Origin of the sequence: Staphylococcus sp. EG-SA-15 (assembly GCF_017151895.1) — a bacterium.
Lineage (GTDB): Bacteria > Bacillota > Bacilli > Staphylococcales > Staphylococcaceae > Staphylococcus > Staphylococcus aureus.
Genome location: NZ_JACVZN010000031.1, coordinates 18,155 through 34,769, shown reverse-complemented (window position 1 = coordinate 34,769; position 16,615 = coordinate 18,155). Strand labels below are relative to the sequence as shown.

At 31.2% G+C, this 16,615-nt stretch carries 16 protein-coding genes and 2 pseudogenes; 9 read left to right on the top strand and 9 right to left on the bottom strand.

Annotated features, from left to right (window positions below):
- Nucleotides 1–253 precede the first annotated feature (253 nt).
- On the bottom strand, nucleotides 254–835 hold the full coding sequence (locus IDG64_RS11810; protein ID WP_001124173.1) for a TetR/AcrR family transcriptional regulator: 582 nt from the start codon (nucleotides 833–835) through the stop codon (nucleotides 254–256).
- 205 nt (nucleotides 836–1,040) lie between these two features.
- Here IDG64_RS11810 and IDG64_RS11805 point away from each other — a divergent pair, with 205 nt between their 5' ends.
- From IDG64_RS11805 to IDG64_RS11775, 7 genes and pseudogenes are all read left to right on the top strand, one after another.
- Nucleotides 1,041–1,634 carry a recombinase family protein gene (locus IDG64_RS11805; RefSeq protein ID WP_000690628.1) on the top strand — a complete coding sequence of 198 codons (594 nt, stop codon included), beginning with the start codon at nucleotides 1,041–1,043 and terminating at the stop codon, nucleotides 1,632–1,634.
- Nucleotides 1,606–3,048, top strand: a complete 1,443-nt coding sequence (locus tag IDG64_RS11800; protein ID WP_000790705.1) for a Mu transposase C-terminal domain-containing protein — start codon at nucleotides 1,606–1,608, stop codon at nucleotides 3,046–3,048. Before IDG64_RS11805 ends, IDG64_RS11800 begins: the two co-directional genes overlap by 29 nt.
- Nucleotides 3,041–3,856: an AAA family ATPase gene (locus IDG64_RS11795; protein ID WP_000164963.1), complete on the top strand. Its 816-nt coding sequence runs from the start codon at nucleotides 3,041–3,043 to the stop codon at nucleotides 3,854–3,856. The genes IDG64_RS11800 and IDG64_RS11795 overlap by 8 nt, the downstream gene beginning before the upstream one ends.
- 416 nt (nucleotides 3,857–4,272) lie before the next feature.
- Nucleotides 4,273–4,623 (top strand): SAUGI family uracil-DNA glycosylase inhibitor, encoded by a 351-nt coding sequence (locus IDG64_RS11790; protein ID WP_000849672.1) that lies wholly within the window; start codon nucleotides 4,273–4,275, stop codon nucleotides 4,621–4,623.
- 86 nt (nucleotides 4,624–4,709) lie between these two features.
- On the top strand, nucleotides 4,710–5,021 hold the full coding sequence (locus IDG64_RS11785; RefSeq protein ID WP_000700851.1) for a DUF960 family protein: 312 nt from the start codon (nucleotides 4,710–4,712) through the stop codon (nucleotides 5,019–5,021).
- Between the two features lie 14 nt (nucleotides 5,022–5,035).
- The gene (locus IDG64_RS11780) at nucleotides 5,036–5,542 is read left to right on the top strand and encodes a DUF1643 domain-containing protein (RefSeq protein ID WP_001092189.1); all 507 of its coding nucleotides are present in this window, start codon (nucleotides 5,036–5,038) and stop codon (nucleotides 5,540–5,542) included.
- A 48-nt stretch (nucleotides 5,543–5,590) separates the two neighbouring features.
- Nucleotides 5,591–7,201, top strand: a pseudogene (locus IDG64_RS11775) (IS1182 family transposase); the annotation flags it as partial.
- Here IDG64_RS11775 and IDG64_RS11770 read toward each other — a convergent pair.
- Nucleotides 7,192–7,434: pseudogene (locus IDG64_RS11770) on the bottom strand (type I restriction enzyme endonuclease domain-containing protein); the annotation flags it as partial. The pseudogenes IDG64_RS11775 and IDG64_RS11770 overlap by 10 nt on opposite strands.
- Nucleotides 7,424–8,410: a beta-lactam sensor/signal transducer MecR1 gene (locus IDG64_RS11765; protein ID WP_001549960.1), complete on the bottom strand. Its 987-nt coding sequence runs from the start codon at nucleotides 8,408–8,410 to the stop codon at nucleotides 7,424–7,426. The pseudogene IDG64_RS11770 and the gene IDG64_RS11765, both read right to left, overlap by 11 nt.
- 96 nt (nucleotides 8,411–8,506) lie before the next feature.
- Between IDG64_RS11765 and mecA the strand changes: the two genes are divergently transcribed.
- Entirely contained in the window at nucleotides 8,507–10,516 is a 2,010-nt protein-coding gene (mecA, locus tag IDG64_RS11760) for a PBP2a family beta-lactam-resistant peptidoglycan transpeptidase MecA (protein WP_063852655.1), read from the top strand.
- A 45-nt stretch (nucleotides 10,517–10,561) separates the two neighbouring features.
- Here mecA and IDG64_RS11755 read toward each other — a convergent pair whose 3' ends face one another.
- The 3 genes from IDG64_RS11755 to IDG64_RS11745 all read right to left on the bottom strand — a co-directional run bounded on the left by IDG64_RS11755 (nucleotide 10,562) and on the right by IDG64_RS11745 (nucleotide 13,081).
- Nucleotides 10,562–10,990 carry a MaoC family dehydratase gene (locus tag IDG64_RS11755; protein ID WP_000872606.1) on the bottom strand — a complete coding sequence of 143 codons (429 nt, stop codon included), beginning with the start codon at nucleotides 10,988–10,990 and terminating at the stop codon, nucleotides 10,562–10,564.
- A gap of 96 nt (nucleotides 10,991–11,086) precedes the next feature.
- The gene (locus tag IDG64_RS11750) at nucleotides 11,087–11,830 is read right to left on the bottom strand and encodes a glycerophosphoryl diester phosphodiesterase (protein ID WP_000958858.1); all 744 of its coding nucleotides are present in this window, start codon (nucleotides 11,828–11,830) and stop codon (nucleotides 11,087–11,089) included.
- An 876-nt stretch (nucleotides 11,831–12,706) separates the two neighbouring features.
- Nucleotides 12,707–13,081, bottom strand: coding sequence for a hydroxymethylglutaryl-CoA synthase (locus IDG64_RS11745; RefSeq protein WP_078064292.1), 375 nt, complete (start codon nucleotides 13,079–13,081; stop codon nucleotides 12,707–12,709).
- A gap of 35 nt (nucleotides 13,082–13,116) precedes the next feature.
- Between IDG64_RS11745 and IDG64_RS11740 the strand changes: the two genes are divergently transcribed.
- A complete protein-coding gene (locus IDG64_RS11740; protein ID WP_001106022.1) occupies nucleotides 13,117–13,791 on the top strand; it encodes an IS6-like element IS257 family transposase in 675 nt (224 codons plus the stop codon).
- A 31-nt stretch (nucleotides 13,792–13,822) separates the two neighbouring features.
- Here the strand turns inward: IDG64_RS11740 and IDG64_RS11735 are convergent, their stop codons facing one another.
- From IDG64_RS11735 to rlmH, 3 genes are all read right to left on the bottom strand, one after another.
- A complete protein-coding gene (locus IDG64_RS11735; protein ID WP_001282728.1) occupies nucleotides 13,823–14,062 on the bottom strand; it encodes a hypothetical protein in 240 nt (79 codons plus the stop codon).
- 414 nt (nucleotides 14,063–14,476) lie between these two features.
- The gene (locus tag IDG64_RS11730) at nucleotides 14,477–15,733 is read right to left on the bottom strand and encodes an MrcB family domain-containing protein (RefSeq protein WP_000566670.1); all 1,257 of its coding nucleotides are present in this window, start codon (nucleotides 15,731–15,733) and stop codon (nucleotides 14,477–14,479) included.
- Nucleotides 15,734–16,054: 321 nt separating this feature from the next.
- Nucleotides 16,055–16,534 carry a 23S rRNA (pseudouridine(1915)-N(3))-methyltransferase RlmH gene (gene rlmH, locus IDG64_RS11725; RefSeq protein WP_000704779.1) on the bottom strand — a complete coding sequence of 160 codons (480 nt, stop codon included), beginning with the start codon at nucleotides 16,532–16,534 and terminating at the stop codon, nucleotides 16,055–16,057.
- Between the last annotated feature and the right edge of the window lie 81 nt (nucleotides 16,535–16,615).

The window sequence follows — 16,615 nt, the reverse complement described above, 5'->3', positions numbered from 1 at the left end:
ACCTATATTATAGCAGAGTGTGCTTTATTTTTGTATTCACTTTCAAAAGATAAATAGAGGTCTTTCCACTACTATCTAAATGGAAAGACCTCTATTTTTCATATAGGAGCTACTTTTGGGTCAGCCCCAGAATAAACCTAATGTTTGTTGATTTAATATATATCTTGTTACTAAACCAAGTAATATTACAAACCAAAAGGCTATTTCACAAAAAATTATAAGCCATATTATAAAATTCACGGGCCGTCCTCCTTTATTTCGTTAATCTAACTATTTCTTCATCAACAATGATTTGAATATCATCGTTTGAAACACCGTTTGGATTAAGCAATTTATGTAAAGCTAAACCGTCAATTAATGCATGTAATTTCATCGAATTAAGATGAATATTCACATTGTTCTTCAGCAAATGATCGTTTTTTAATAATGTCAAAATACTATTACATAATTGATCTAACCCATCATCAAGTGTACTTTGACCATACTCATGTATGTCATTGCGAAACGCCATCCAAACTTCCATATCAGCTAGTCTCTCTTTATCCAATGGTAGTACTGTTAATAAACTCGCTTTTGCTTTATCTATTGTAGTAAGGTTTTCAGATTTAAATATTGCTTCAATTCTCCTCCTTACTTTTAATTCTACTGTAGACATTACAGCATTTAATAACTCTGAATGATTCGGAAAATAATATCTAATCTGTCCAGGTGTCATATCAGCTAATTTCGCAATTTGTCTTACAGTAGATCCCTTAACTCCTTTTTCTACAATGGAGTCGAAAGCGTATTGAATGATTTGTTTTTTCTTTTCTTTATGATTAATTATTTTTGGCATAGTTATATGTTAACACATTTTAATACAGTTGTGTTAAAAAAAGTGTACAGAAAACAACCATTTTCTGTACACTCTCTTTTTATGCCGAAATAAGTGAGTAATACATATATTTTCGTGTTCAAAAACCCAACAAAAAATCTATGTTCACAAAAGACCTTGAAATTAAGTTATGGTACACTGTATATGTATATAGGAGGTTTGTATTTTGAAAATAGGTTATGCAAGAGTTTCAACTGGATTACAAAATCTGAATTTACAGGAGGACCGATTAAACGCATATGGTTGTGAAAAGATATTTAGCGACCATATTAGTGGTTCAAAAAGTAAAAGACCTGGATTAGATAAAGCAATTGAATTTGCGAGATCAGGAGATACGATTGTTGTTTGGAGACTCGACAGACTAGGACGTAATATGGAGGATTTAATCACATTAGTTAATGAGCTTAACGAACGAGGTGTAAGTTTCCATAGTTTAGAAGAAAATATAACGATGGATAAATCAAGTTCTACAGGACAATTATTATTTCATTTATTCGCAGCGTTTGCAGAATTTGAACGAAATTTAATTTTAGAACGTTCTTCAGCTGGCCGAATTGCAGCACGTGCTAGAGGACGCTATGGAGGTAGACCCGAAAAATTAAATCAAAAAGATTTAAACTTACTTAAGACACTTTATGATAATGGCACGCCAATTAAGACAATTGCAGAGCAGTGGCAAGTTTCACGTACAACGATTTATCGTTACCTCAATAAATTGGAGGAAAAGGAAGATGAAAAACAAGGAGAAGTATCTAACTAATTTTTCTGAAGCCAAACGTAAAGAAGCTACTCAAAAGTACAATATTATAAAACCTTTTATCTTGGGCAAGCAATCTTTATCAAGCATTTCTAAAAGCAAAGGTATTGCGTTAAGTACACTTTATAGGTGGAATAAATTATATAAGGAACAAGGTCTTACTGGTCTAATTCATAATACAAGAGTTGATAAAGGTGAGCATAAATTAAAACAAAACATAATAGACGAGATTAAACGCCTTGCACTCAAGAATAAAAGAAATAGTATTGCTACGATTCATAGGAAAATCGCTAATTATTGTATAGAGAATAATTTTTATAAACCAAGTTATAAACAAGTTTATAGTATTATTAAAGCAATGCCTAAGTCTGTTATTGATTTCTCTCACCAAGGTGAAAAATACTATCAAAATAAGTACGATTTAATACAAATAAGAGAATCCTCAAGACCCAATGAAATATGGCAAGCCGACCATACTTTGCTAGATATTTATATATTAGATCAAAAAGGTAATATCAATAGACCATGGCTAACCATTATTATGGATGACTATAGTCGTGCAATTGCAGGCTACTTTATAAGTTTTGATGCTCCTAATGCTCAAAACACAGCATTAACACTACACCAAGCAATATGGAATAAGAATAATACCAATTGGCCAGTATGTGGTATACCCGAAAAATTCTACACAGATCACGGGAGTGACTTTACCTCGCACCACATGGAACAAGTCGCTATTGATTTGAAAATTAACTTGATGTTTTCAAAAGTTGGTGTCCCTCGTGGTCGCGGGAAAATAGAACGGTTTTTTCAGACAGTTAACCAAACTTTCTTAGAACAACTTCCTGGATATATAAACAATAATGATACTTCTAGCGATTTAATAGATTTTCAAAATTTCGAAGAAAAATTACGATACTTTTTAATTGAAGATTATAATCAAAAAGAGCACAGTGCTATCCAGAGCACTCCTATCAATCGGTGGAACAGTAATCATTTTTTTCCTAATATGCCAAGCAGTTTAGAACAACTTGATTTATTATTATTAGAAATACCTAAATCTAGAAAAATTCATTCAGATGGTATTCATTTTCAAGGCTTTAGATACAGTAATACAAACCTAACTGCTTATGTAGGTGAGTATGTATTAATTCGTTACAATCCCAATGATATGGCTGAAATACGCGTTTTTTATAGAGATGAATTTCTTTGTACAGCAATATCCCCTGATTTAGCTGATTATTCAATTGATATAAAAGAGATACAACACGCACGTAGTCAGAGAAGAAAACACTTAAAACAAAACATTGCTAGTCCAAGCACCACTGATTTAATTAAGGAAGAAAAAAGTTATGGTTACTCACCTCAAGAAACGACCAAAAACGTCAAAAAATTAAAGAGGTATCGTAATGACTAAAAATCAGAATTTCATTGAAACGAAAGAGTATAAACGATTTGCTGAATTTTGCGATGCTTGTATCAAATATCAATATATTGGGATCTGCTATGGTCAACCTGGTGTCGGAAAAACTTTATCTTCTAGGTATTACACAAATTGGAATACTATTGAAAAGCAAGTTAATCATAGAGGGTGGGAAGATCTAGCTAGTAAAACGACTGATGATATATTATCGGTGAATAAGATATTTTATACTGCACCGGCTGAAAAACAAACAAGATTAAGTAATGATCTATATAGTATTAGTGCAAGTATTGATTTGGGTCAAAAATTACACATCGTAAATAAGTATGGTCATGATCATAGTAAACATTATAGTGATATGTTTAAATATATTGATTTAATTATAGTAGATGAGATTGATCGCCTTAAAGTGCAACATTTAGAGCAATTAAGAGCTATTTATGATGAACATAATTTAGCAATGATATTTATTGGTATGCCAGGTATAGAGAAAAAACTATCTCGTTATCCTCAACTATATTCGCGTATAGGTTTTGCACATGAATTTGATAATCTAAGTAAAGACGAGACGCATCATATATTAGAATATAAGTGGCAAGATTTAGGATTTGATCTAAAACTCGAAGATTTTACTGATTATGAGGCAATAACGACGATTATTAAAATTACAAAAGGGAATTTTAGGCTGATTCATCGTTTATTTGCGCAGATAGATAGAATTATGGATATAAATGGCTTAGATAAAATCAGTACAGAAGTTGTAGAAACAGCTAGAGATAGTTTAGTCATAGGTATTCGTTAATAGAAAAAGCAATGTACTTTAATATAGGACATTGCTTTTCTCATTTACTAGGTAAAATCATTCTCATATATCAAGTAAAGTAACAATCGGGAAATGATTGGGATTTGCAGATTCGAAGAAACAGAAGGATTGTGCAAGCACAATCCCAAAATCCCGTTACTTTTTATAAATAAATAATATATATAAGGAAGCAGAGACACAACCCTATCATCAATACTTATAAATAATGAGTTGATTGTTTGTCAAAATAGGCGGAATTTCAGGATTTCCTTGGCATACCAACGTTTGTAGCGGGTTTTTATATGGAATTTTCTCTTATTCCCACCGGGATTCGTAATAAATGACAAATCAAATATATATTATCTCAATGATGTATATGAACTACATCACTATTACACTATCTAGGAGGCAATAATATGAAAACCATCACTCAAGAACTCAAACAATATATAACCCACCTATTCCAACTATCTAATAACGAAGCTTGGGAATGTGAAGCGCTGGAGGAAGCAGCAGAAAATATTCTACCGGAACGTTTTATTAATGATTCTCCACTGGTACATCTCACACTCGAGACTTATACCTACTATAATGATGAACTACATGAGCTAAGTATCTATCCATTTCTAATGTATGCCAATAACCAACTCATCAGTGTCGGATACTTAGACCATTTTGACATGGACTTTCTGTACCTTACAGATACTCAAAATATCATTATTGATGAACGTCATTTACTAAAACAAGGAGGTCAGGACCATGAATAATTGGATCATAGTTGCTCAATTATCCGTCACAGTTATCAACGAAATCATCGACATCATGAAAGAAAAGCAGAAGGGAGGGAAATAGCATGAAAATCAATCGATACATCACAAGAGGAATTAATGAAAGTATTCCACTAGACCTTCAAATCTTACTTTGGCACATGGTAGAAAAAAAAGATAACCAGCCTCATACAGATTACCTACACATTTTTAAATTACAAGAAGATGAGAATATACTCTCAATCACACATGAACAAGAACAACCCACATACAAATTGGAATATCACTATACAAACTATGAAAAAAATCAAAATGCATTACCTAAGAAAGTCTACGTCATTCGTGAAGATGACGTGGACGCTTTTTATTATGTGATGCTTTTACCAGAAGAATACTAAAGGAAGTGACGATGATGAATACAATCAAAAGTACGATACACACAGAAGCCATATTTAGCGATGATGAACAGCACCGCTATTTACTCAAGAAAACATGGGATGAAAAGAAAGCTGCATGCACAGTGATAACGATGTATCCTCATTTAGACGGTGTATTATCACTCGATCTCACAACTGTTCTTATCCTCAACCAATTAGCCAATTCAGAACGATACGGTGCTGTATATCTTGTAAATCTATTCTCTAATATTAGAACACCCGAAAACCTCAAACATATCAAAAATCCATACGATGAGCACACTGATATTCATTTGATGAAAGCGATTAGTGAAAGTGACACAGTGATTCTTGCTTATGGTGCCTATGCGAAGCGACCAGTTGTTATCGACCGTGTCGAACAAGTGATGGAAATGTTAAAACCTCATAAAAAGAAAGTAAAAAAGCTCATCAATCCAGTAACAAATGAAATTATGCATCCACTCAACCCTAAGGCACGTCAAAAATGGATTTTGAAATCATAGCAAATACATGGAGGTCAATATGGAAACAAAACAAATCAACATCGTTTTACTGTAAATGATATTGTTGAAACAATTCCTGACAATGAATTCGACGAATTCAGACATCACCGTGGTGCAACTTCGTACCATCCTAAAATGATGTTAAAAGTGATTCTATATGCCTACACACAATCTGTATTCTCAGGTCGTAAAATAGAAAAAATGCTTAATGATAGCATCCGAATGATGTGGCTATCACAAAATCAAAAACCTTCTTATAAAACAATTAATCAATTTAGAGTAAATCCAAAAGTAGATGCTTTATTAGAATCTTTATTTATTCAATTTTACAGTCAGTGTGTAAAACAAAATCTTATAGATGATAAAGCTATTTTTATTGATGGTACAAAAATTGAAGCAAATGCCAATCGATATACATTTGTATGGAAAAAGAGTATTCAAAACCATGAATCAAAGATGAATGAGGATTCTAAAGCCCTCTACCATGAATTGGTAACCAATAAAATCATACCGGAAATTAAAGAAGATCATGATAATGAATTAACAAAAGAAGAAATAGATTTGATTGGTAGTCACTTAGATAAAGAAATCGAAGATTTAAACCAACATATCAACAATGAAAAATGTACTAAAACAAGAAAACAAATACGTCTCAAAAGAACTAAAATCAAAAAATACAAAAAGCAAATCAATGATTATTTTGAGCGAAAGTATCGATACGAATTTCAAAAATCTATTTTAAAGGATAGAAATAGTTATTCTAAGACAGATTATGATGCGACATTTATGAGAATGAAAGAAGATCACATGAAAAATGGACAACTTAAGCCAGGGTATAATTTACAAATAGCAACAAATTCCCAATTTGTTTTATCTTATAATGTGTATCAAAATCCAACGGATACTAGAACGATGATTCCATTTTTAAATTCAATTCAAGAGACCTACGGTCATTTACCTGAATATATTGTAGCTGATGCAGGTTATGGTAGTGAATCAAATTATAAGGCAATTATAGATGACTTTAATCGAACGCCACTCATAACATATGGAATGTTTATAAAAGATAAAACTAAAAAATATAAAAGTGACATCTTTAATACTCAAAATTGGAACTATGACGAAATTAATGACGAATTCATTTGTCCGAATAATAAACGGCTAGGTTTTAAAAGATATGCCTATCGTCATGATAAGTATGGTTATAAGCGAGACTTCAAATTATATGAATGTGATGATTGTTCAGAATGTCCTCTGAAAAATCAATGTATGAACTTCAATTCAAAAACAAACAAAAAAATAATGAAGAATTATAACTGGGAATATTTTAAATCCCAAATTAACAAAAAGCTTTCAGAACCAGAAACAAAAAATATCTACAGTCAAAGAAAAATTGATGTGGAACCTGTTTTTGGATTTATGAAGGCTATTTTGGGTTTCACTCGGATGTCTGTCCGAGGACTCAATAAAGTCAAAAGAGAACTTGGTTTTGTATTAATGGCACTTAATATAAGAAAAGTAGTAGCTCAACGAGCTGAAAATAATCAAAAAATTTATAAAAAAGACAATTTCTATATTATTTCAATAGAAATTGTCTTTTTTCACTTATCCAAGAACTTTATGTCCCGGACTCATTATGATTTATTTTTTTATTGCTGACTTGCCATTAATTCTGCTTGCTCTACAACTTGTTCCACAGCCATTTTTTGAAGATCTGGTGGATAGCCATATTTCTTTAATAGGCGTCTAACTTGAACTCTCATTTTAGCTTTAGCACTGTCTCGTTTAGACCAATCAACACTCATGTTATCCTTAACTGTTTTAGTTAACTCATGTGCAATGGCTCTTAACTCTTTATCGCCCAAAGCTTCTTTAGCTGTTTCATGTGAAGCTCGATATACTACATACAATATACGCAACAATACGCTTGTTTCGATTAGGTTTAGGCATTGAATCATAAAGTGCAATATACTTAACACGTTCTTTAATATTTGAATTAAAACCTAGTAAATATTGTGCTGCCACATTATTTATGTGCTGAGATTTTAAAATAGAGCATTTTAATATCGATTCACCATAACGTATATGTTCATGGCGATTCAAAATTTTTAAAACGTTTCTATCACATACTTTTTCACAGTCATTGTCCATCATTGTTTTACTTATATATAGTGCAGGATTAAACCAGAATATCATTTTAAAAACAACATAAAGCTGGTTGAATATTAAGTCATGACTTTTCACATGTGATAGTTCATGTAGAATAATATATTCAATTTCTTTGTCATTCATGGTTTCGACTACGACAGTTGGTAGTACAATTTGGGATTTCACTAAACCAAATACCATCGGATTATCAATGTTTGAACTATAACTAATTGTTATATGCTTTTTGTAGAACTGCATCTTACTTTGACATACTTTAAGTCGTTCATTAAGATATGACGATTCCAATGACGAACTTTTAATAACATCAATTTGTCGGAATGCCTTAATCATATAAAATAAGCACAACAAACTACCAAATACCCATATCAAAAGAATCATATACGTTATATTTGAGGTCTCAAACTGATTAACATTAATTGCTAAGTCTTTCGTAACAGATGATTGTTGACCATCTAACATATGACTAACCGAAGAAGTCGTGTCAGATACATTTCGATTCATCATATCTTTTGAAAATGTAAAATTCGATATTTTGTAAAATGGTATTAATGGAATTAACGTGGAGACGAGCACTAATAACCAAATCTTATGTGACATAATATTTTGAGTATATTTTATATAGAGCATTCTCACTAAAAAAATTACACATATCGTGAGCAATGAACTGATTATACTTAACATTAAAAAAGATGATAACACCTTCTACACCTCCATATCACAAAAATTATAACATTATTTTGACATAAATACTACATTTGTAATATACTACAAATGTAGTCTTATATAAGGAGTATATTGATGAAAAAGATAAAAATTGTTCCACTTATTTTAATAGTTGTAGTTGTCGGGTTTGGTATATATTTTTATGCTTCAAAAGATAAAGAAATTAATAATACTATTGATGCAATTGAAGATAAAAATTTCAAACAAGTTTATAAAGATAGCAGTTATATTTCTAAAAGCGATAATGGTGAAGTAGAAATGACTGAACGTCCGATAAAAATATATAATAGTTTAGGCGTTAAAGATATAAACATTCAGGATCGTAAAATAAAAAAAGTATCTAAAAATAAAAAACGAGTAGATGCTCAATATAAAATTAAAACAAACTACGGTAACATTGATCGCAACGTTCAATTTAATTTTGTTAAAGAAGATGGTATGTGGAAGTTAGATTGGGATCATAGCGTCATTATTCCAGGAATGCAGAAAGACCAAAGCATACATATTGAAAATTTAAAATCAGAACGTGGTAAAATTTTAGACCGAAACAATGTGGAATTGGCCAATACAGGAACAGCATATGAGATAGGCATCGTTCCAAAGAATGTATCTAAAAAAGATTATAAAGCAATCGCTAAAGAACTAAGTATTTCTGAAGACTATATCAAACAACAAATGGATCAAAATTGGGTACAAGATGATACCTTCGTTCCACTTAAAACCGTTAAAAAAATGGATGAATATTTAAGTGATTTCGCAAAAAAATTTCATCTTACAACTAATGAAACAGAAAGTCGTAACTATCCTCTAGAAAAAGCGACTTCACATCTATTAGGTTATGTTGGTCCCATTAACTCTGAAGAATTAAAACAAAAAGAATATAAAGGCTATAAAGATGATGCAGTTATTGGTAAAAAGGGACTCGAAAAACTTTACGATAAAAAGCTCCAACATGAAGATGGCTATCGTGTCACAATCGTTGACGATAATAGCAATACAATCGCACATACATTAATAGAGAAAAAGAAAAAAGATGGCAAAGATATTCAACTAACTATTGATGCTAAAGTTCAAAAGAGTATTTATAACAACATGAAAAATGATTATGGCTCAGGTACTGCTATCCACCCTCAAACAGGTGAATTATTAGCACTTGTAAGCACACCTTCATATGACGTCTATCCATTTATGTATGGCATGAGTAACGAAGAATATAATAAATTAACCGAAGATAAAAAAGAACCTCTGCTCAACAAGTTCCAGATTACAACTTCACCAGGTTCAACTCAAAAAATATTAACAGCAATGATTGGGTTAAATAACAAAACATTAGACGATAAAACAAGTTATAAAATCGATGGTAAAGGTTGGCAAAAAGATAAATCTTGGGGTGGTTACAACGTTACAAGATATGAAGTGGTAAATGGTAATATCGACTTAAAACAAGCAATAGAATCATCAGATAACATTTTCTTTGCTAGAGTAGCACTCGAATTAGGCAGTAAGAAATTTGAAAAAGGCATGAAAAAACTAGGTGTTGGTGAAGATATACCAAGTGATTATCCATTTTATAATGCTCAAATTTCAAACAAAAATTTAGATAATGAAATATTATTAGCTGATTCAGGTTACGGACAAGGTGAAATACTGATTAACCCAGTACAGATCCTTTCAATCTATAGCGCATTAGAAAATAATGGCAATATTAACGCACCTCACTTATTAAAAGACACGAAAAACAAAGTTTGGAAGAAAAATATTATTTCCAAAGAAAATATCAATCTATTAACTGATGGTATGCAACAAGTCGTAAATAAAACACATAAAGAAGATATTTATAGATCTTATGCAAACTTAATTGGCAAATCCGGTACTGCAGAACTCAAAATGAAACAAGGAGAAACTGGCAGACAAATTGGGTGGTTTATATCATATGATAAAGATAATCCAAACATGATGATGGCTATTAATGTTAAAGATGTACAAGATAAAGGAATGGCTAGCTACAATGCCAAAATCTCAGGTAAAGTGTATGATGAGCTATATGAGAACGGTAATAAAAAATACGATATAGATGAATAACAAAACAGTGAAGCAATCCGTAACGATGGTTGCTTCACTGTTTTATTATGAATTATTAATAAGTGCTGTTACTTCTCCCTTAAATACAATTTCTTCATTTTCATTGTATGTTGAAAGTGACACTGTAACGAGTCCATTTTCTTTTTTTATGGATTTCTTATTTGTAATTTCAGCGATAACGTACAATGTATTACCTGGGTATACAGGTTTAATAAATTTAACGTTATTCATTTGTGTTCCTGCTACAACTTCTTCTCCGTATTTACCTTCTTCTACCCATAATTTAAATGATATTGAAAGTGTATGCATGCCAGATGCAATGATACCTTTAAATCTACTTTGTTCTGCTTTTTCTTTATCTATATGCATATATTGAGGATCAAAAGTTGTTGCAAATTGGATAATTTCTTCTTCTGTAATATGAAGGCTTTTTGTTTTGAATGTTTCTCCTACTATAAAATCATCGTATTTCATATATGTCTCTCTTTCTTATTCAAATTAATTTTTTAGTATGTAACATGTTAAAGGTAAGTCTACCGTCACTGAAACGTAAGACTCACCTCTAACTTTCTATTGAGACAAATGCACCATTTTATCTGCATTGTCTGTAAAGATACCATCAACTCCCCAATTAGCAAGTTGGTTTGCACGTGCTGGTTTGTTTACAGTCCATACGTTCAATTCATAACCCGCTTCTTTTACCATTTTTACTTTTGCTTTAGTAAGTTTGGCATCTTCAGTGTTTACTATTTTAGCATTACAGTAATCTAAAAGTGTTCTCCAGTCTTCACGAAACGAAGTTGTATGGAATATAACTGCTCTGTTATATTGTGGCATGATTTCTTCTGCAAGTTTAACAAGCACAACATTAAAGCTTGAAATGAGCACTTCTTGATTCTGATTTAAGTTTGTTAATTGTTCTTCCACTTGCTTAACCATACTTTTAGAAAGTGCTAGTCCATTCGGTCCAGTAATACCTTTTAATTCTACATTTAAATTCATATTATATTCATTTGCTATTTTTACTACATCATCGAAAGTTGGCAAATGTTCATCTTTGAATTTTTCACCAAACCAAGATCCTGCAGAAGCATCTTTAATTTCATCATAATTCAATTCAGTTATTTCCCCGGACATATTTGTAGTCCGTTCTAAATAATCATCATGAATGATAATCAGTTGTTCATCTTTTGTAATTGCAACATCTAACTCCAACCAGTTTATACCTTCTACTTCTGAAGCAGCTTTAAATGATGCAATTGTATTTTCCGGAGCTTTACTAGGTAATCCTCTATGTCCATATACAGTTAGCATATTACCTCTCCTTGCATTTTTATTTTTTTAATTAACGTAACTGTATTATCACATTAATCGCACTTTTATTTCCATTAAAAAGAGATGAATATCATAAATAAAGAAGTCGATAGATTCGTATTGATTATGGAGTTAATCTACGTCTCATCTCATTTTTAAAAAATCATTTATGTCCCAAGCTCCATTTTGTAATCAAGTCTAGTTTTTCTGTACCCCTTATCTGCAATTTTACTTAGGATTGCTTTTAACTTACCCCTTATCAGCAATTTTACTGAGAACTGCTTTTAACGCACCTCTTATCTGCAATTTTGCCTAGAACTGCTTTTAACGTACCTCTTATCTGCAATTTTACTGAGAACTGCTTTTAACTTACCCCTTATCAGCAATTTTGCATGGAATTGCTTTTAACGTACCTCTTATCTGCAATTTTACTTAGAACTGCTTTTAACAAACCTCTTATCTGCAATTTTACTTAGAACTGCTTTTAACGTACCTCTTATCTGTAATTTTACTGAGAACTGCTTTTAACAAACCTCTTATCTGCAATTTTACTTAGAACTGCTTTTAACAAACCTCTTATCTGCAATTTTACTTAGAATTGCTTTTACTATTCCTCTTATTAGTATAATCTCAGTAAGAATGCGTATAAAAATGAAAATTACAACCGATTTTGTAAGTGCTGACGCCTGAGGGAATAGTATGTGCGAGAGACTAATGGCTCGAGCCATACCCCTAGGCAAGCATGCACGTACAAAATCGTAAGATAAAAAAATAAGCATATCACTGTAAACTTTAAAAAATCAGTTTAGTGATATGCTTATTTATTTCGAGTTAGGATTTATGTCCCAAGCTCATCAAGCACAATCGGCCACTAGTTTATTTCTCTATCTTATATGTTCTGATATGGTCTTCTATACTGTATAAGTATACTTTTGAATATGGATCTTGTGTCAATTCACGTTCGAAATCAAATTCTTGATTATCAAATCTGTTAAAGAATGTTTCGTATTCTTCGACTGATAATTGCTCTCTAGATTCTAGCATATTTAAGTGTTTCTCTTTATCTAATGCTTTGTCATATCCTTTAACGATTGAACCACTAAAGATTTCTCCTACTGCTCCTGAACCATAACTAAATAGACATACTTTCTCTTCTGGTTGGAATGTGTGGTTCTGTAATAACGAAATTAAACTTAAGTATAATGATCCTGTATAAATGTTACCAACATCGGTTCTGTTGCAAAGTTGAATTTATAGTATAATTTTAACAAAAAGGAGTCTTCTGTATGAACTATTTCAGATATAAACAATTTAACAAGGATGTTATCACTGTAGCCGTTGGCTACTATCTAAGATATGCATTGAGTTATCGTGATATATCTGAAATATTAAGGGGACGTGGTGTAAACGTTCATCATTCAACGGTCTACCGTTGGGTTCAAGAATATGCCCCAATTTTATATCAAATTTGGAAGAAAAAGCATAAAAAAGCTTATTACAAATGGCGTATTGATGAGACGTACATCAAAATAAAAGGAAAATGGAGCTATTTATATCGTGCCATTGATGCAGAGGGACATACATTAGATATTTGGTTGCGTAAGCAACGAGATAATCATTCAGCATATGCGTTTATCAAACGTCTCATTAAACAATTTGGTAAACCTCAAAAGGTAATTACAGATCAGGCACCTTCAACGAAGGTAGCAATGGTTAAAGTAATTAAAGCTTTTAAACTTAAACCTGACTGCCATTGTACATCGAAATATCTGAATAACCTCATTGAGCAAGATCACCGTCATATTAAAGTAAGAAAGACAAGGTATCAAAGTATCAATACAGCAAAGAATACTTTAAAAGGTATTGAGTGTATTTACGCTCTATATAAAAAGAACCGCAGGTCTCTTCAGATCTACGGATTTTCGCCATGCCACGAAATTAGCATCATGCTAGCAAGTTAAGCGAACACTGACATGATAAATTAGTGGTTAGCTATATTTTTTTACTTTGCAACAGAACCGAAAATAATCTCTTCAATTTATTTTTATATGAATCCTGTGACTCAATGATTGTAATATCTAAAGATTTCAGTTCATCATAGACAATGTTCTTTTCAACATTTTTTATAGCAAATTGATTAAATAAATTCTCTAATTTCTCCCGTTTGATTTCACTACCATAGATTATATTATCATTGATATAGTCAATGAATAATGACAAATTATCACTCATAACAGTCCCAACCCCTTTATTTTGATAGACTAATTATCTTCATCATTGTAAAACAAATTACACCCTTTAAATTTAACTCAACTTAAATATCGACAAATTAAAAAACAATAAAATTACTTGAATATTATTCATAATATATTAACAACTTTATTATACTGCTCTTTATATATAAAATCATTAATAATTAAACAAGCCTTAAAATATTTAACTTTTTTGTGATTATTACACATTATCTTATCTGCTCTTTATCACCATAAAAATAGAAAAAACAAGATTCCTAAAGAATATAGGAATCTTGTTTCAGACTGTGGACAAACTGATTTTTTATCAGTTAGCTTATTTAGAAAGTTTTATTTAAATTACAGTTTCTATTTTTATTAGATCACAATTTTATTTTAGCTCTTGTTCAAGTAATCATTTTTCGCCAAAAACTTTATACTGAATAGCTTCTACATTAAATACTTTGTCAATGAGATCATCTACATCTTTAAATTCAGAATAATTTGCATATGGATCTATAAAATAAAATTGTGGTTCTTTACCGGAAACATTAAATATTCTTAATATTAAATATTTCTGCTTATATTCTTTCATAGCAAACATTTCATTTAGCGACATAAAAAATGGTTCCTCAATACTAGAAGATGTAGATGTTTTAATTTCAATAAATTTTTCTACAGCTTTATCTGTATTTGTTGGATCAAAAGCTACTAAATCATAGCCATGACCGTGTTGAGAGCCTGGATTATCATTTAAAATATTCCTAAACTGTTCTTTCTTATCTTCGTCTATTTTATTATCAATTAGCTCATTAAAGTAATTTAGCGCTAATTTTTCTCCAACTTTACCGGTTAATTTATTCTCTTTATTTGATTTTTCAATTTCTGAATCATTTTTAGTAGTCTTTGATACACCTTTTTTATATTTTGGAATTATTCCTTTAGGTGCTTCCACTTCCTTGAGTGTCTTATCTTTTTGTGCTGTTCTAATTTCTTCAATTTCGCTGTCTTCCTGTATTTCGTCTATGCTATTGACCAAGCTATCATAGGATGTTTTTGTAACTTTTGAAGCTAATTCATTAAATAGTTCTAAAAATTTCTTTAAATCCTCTAGCATATCTTCTTCTGTGAATCCTTCATTCAAATCATAATATTTGAATCTTATTGATCCATGAGAATATCCTGATGGATAATCATTTTTTAAATCATAAGATGAATCTTTATTTTCTGCGTAATAAAATCTTCCAGTATTAAATTCATTTGATGTAATATATTTATTGAGTTCGGAAGATAAAGTTAATGCTCTTTGTTTTGCAGCATTTTTATCCCGCGGAAACATATCACTTATCTTTGACCATCCTTGATTCAAAGATAAGTATATGCCTTCTCCTTCCGGATGAAAAAGATATACCAAATAATATCCATCCTTTGTTTCTTTTGTTATATTCTCATCATATATTGAAATCCAAGGAACTTTACTATAGTTCCCAGTAGCAACCTTCCCTACAACTGAATATTTATCTTCTTTTATATGCACTTTTAACTGCTTGGGTAACTTATCATGGACTAAAGTTTTATATAGATCACCTTTATCCCAATCAGATTTTTTAACTACATTATTGGTACGTTTCTCTTTAATTAATTTAAGGACCTGCATAAAGTTGTCTATCATTTGAAATTCCCTCCTATTATAAAATATATTATGTCTCATTTTCTTCAATATGTACTTATTTATATTTTACCGTAATTTACTATATTTAGTTGCAGAAAGAATTTTCTCAAAGCTAGAACTTTGCTTCACTATAAGTATTCAGTATAAAGAATATTTCGCTATTATTTACTTGAAATGAAAGACTGCGGAGGCTAACTATGTCAAAAATCATGAACCTCATTACTTATGATAAGCTTCTTAAAAACATAACAGCAATTCACATAAACCTCATATGTTCTGATACATTCAAAATCCCTTTATGAAGCGGCTGAAAAAACCGCATCATTTATGATATGCTTCCCCACGCATAATCTTAAATGCTCTATACACTTGCTCAATTAACACAACCCGCATCATCTGATGTGGAAATGTCATTTTGCTGAATGATAGTGCATAGTTACTGCGTTGTAAGACGTCCTTGTGCAGGCCGTTTGATCCGCCAATAACGAATACAAAGTCGCTTTGCCCTTGGGTCATGCGTTGGTTCAATTCTTGAGCCAATCCTTCGGAAGATAGCATCTTTCCTTGTATTTCTAATGTAATGACTGTTGATTGTGGTTTGATTTTGGCTAGTATTCGTTGGCCTTCTTTTTCTTTTACTTGCTCGATTTCTTTGTCGCTCATATTTTCTGGTGCTTTTTCGTCTGGAACTTCTATGATGTCTATCTTGGTGTATGGGCCTAAACGTTTTTCATATTCTGATATGGCTTGCTTCCAATATTTCTCTTTTAGTTTCCCTACAGCTAAAATGGTGATTTTCATGTCGTTTGGTCCTCCAAATTGTTATCAACTCGCCAGTTATCCACAAGTTATTAACTTGTTCACACTGTTCCCTCTTATTAT

Excerpts from the sequence above, each read along its gene's own strand:
- IDG64_RS11810 (WP_001124173.1), bottom strand. The coding sequence starts at position 835 with ATGCCAAAAATAATTAATCATAAAGAAAAGAAAAAACAAATCATTCAA.
- IDG64_RS11800 (WP_000790705.1), top strand. The coding sequence starts at position 1,606 with ATGAAAAACAAGGAGAAGTATCTAACTAATTTTTCTGAAGCCAAACGT.
- IDG64_RS11795 (WP_000164963.1), top strand. The coding sequence starts at position 3,041 with ATGACTAAAAATCAGAATTTCATTGAAACGAAAGAGTATAAACGATTT.
- IDG64_RS11790 (WP_000849672.1), top strand. The coding sequence starts at position 4,273 with ATGAAAACCATCACTCAAGAACTCAAACAATATATAACCCACCTATTC.
- IDG64_RS11785 (WP_000700851.1), top strand. The coding sequence starts at position 4,710 with ATGAAAATCAATCGATACATCACAAGAGGAATTAATGAAAGTATTCCA.
- IDG64_RS11780 (WP_001092189.1), top strand. The coding sequence starts at position 5,036 with ATGAATACAATCAAAAGTACGATACACACAGAAGCCATATTTAGCGAT.
- IDG64_RS11755 (WP_000872606.1), bottom strand. The coding sequence starts at position 10,990 with ATGAAATACGATGATTTTATAGTAGGAGAAACATTCAAAACAAAAAGC.
- IDG64_RS11750 (WP_000958858.1), bottom strand. The coding sequence starts at position 11,830 with ATGCTAACTGTATATGGACATAGAGGATTACCTAGTAAAGCTCCGGAA.
- IDG64_RS11740 (WP_001106022.1), top strand. The coding sequence starts at position 13,117 with ATGAACTATTTCAGATATAAACAATTTAACAAGGATGTTATCACTGTA.
- IDG64_RS11735 (WP_001282728.1), bottom strand. The coding sequence starts at position 14,062 with ATGAGTGATAATTTGTCATTATTCATTGACTATATCAATGATAATATA.
- IDG64_RS11730 (WP_000566670.1), bottom strand. The coding sequence starts at position 15,733 with ATGATAGACAACTTTATGCAGGTCCTTAAATTAATTAAAGAGAAACGT.
- rlmH (WP_000704779.1), bottom strand. The coding sequence starts at position 16,534 with ATGAAAATCACCATTTTAGCTGTAGGGAAACTAAAAGAGAAATATTGG.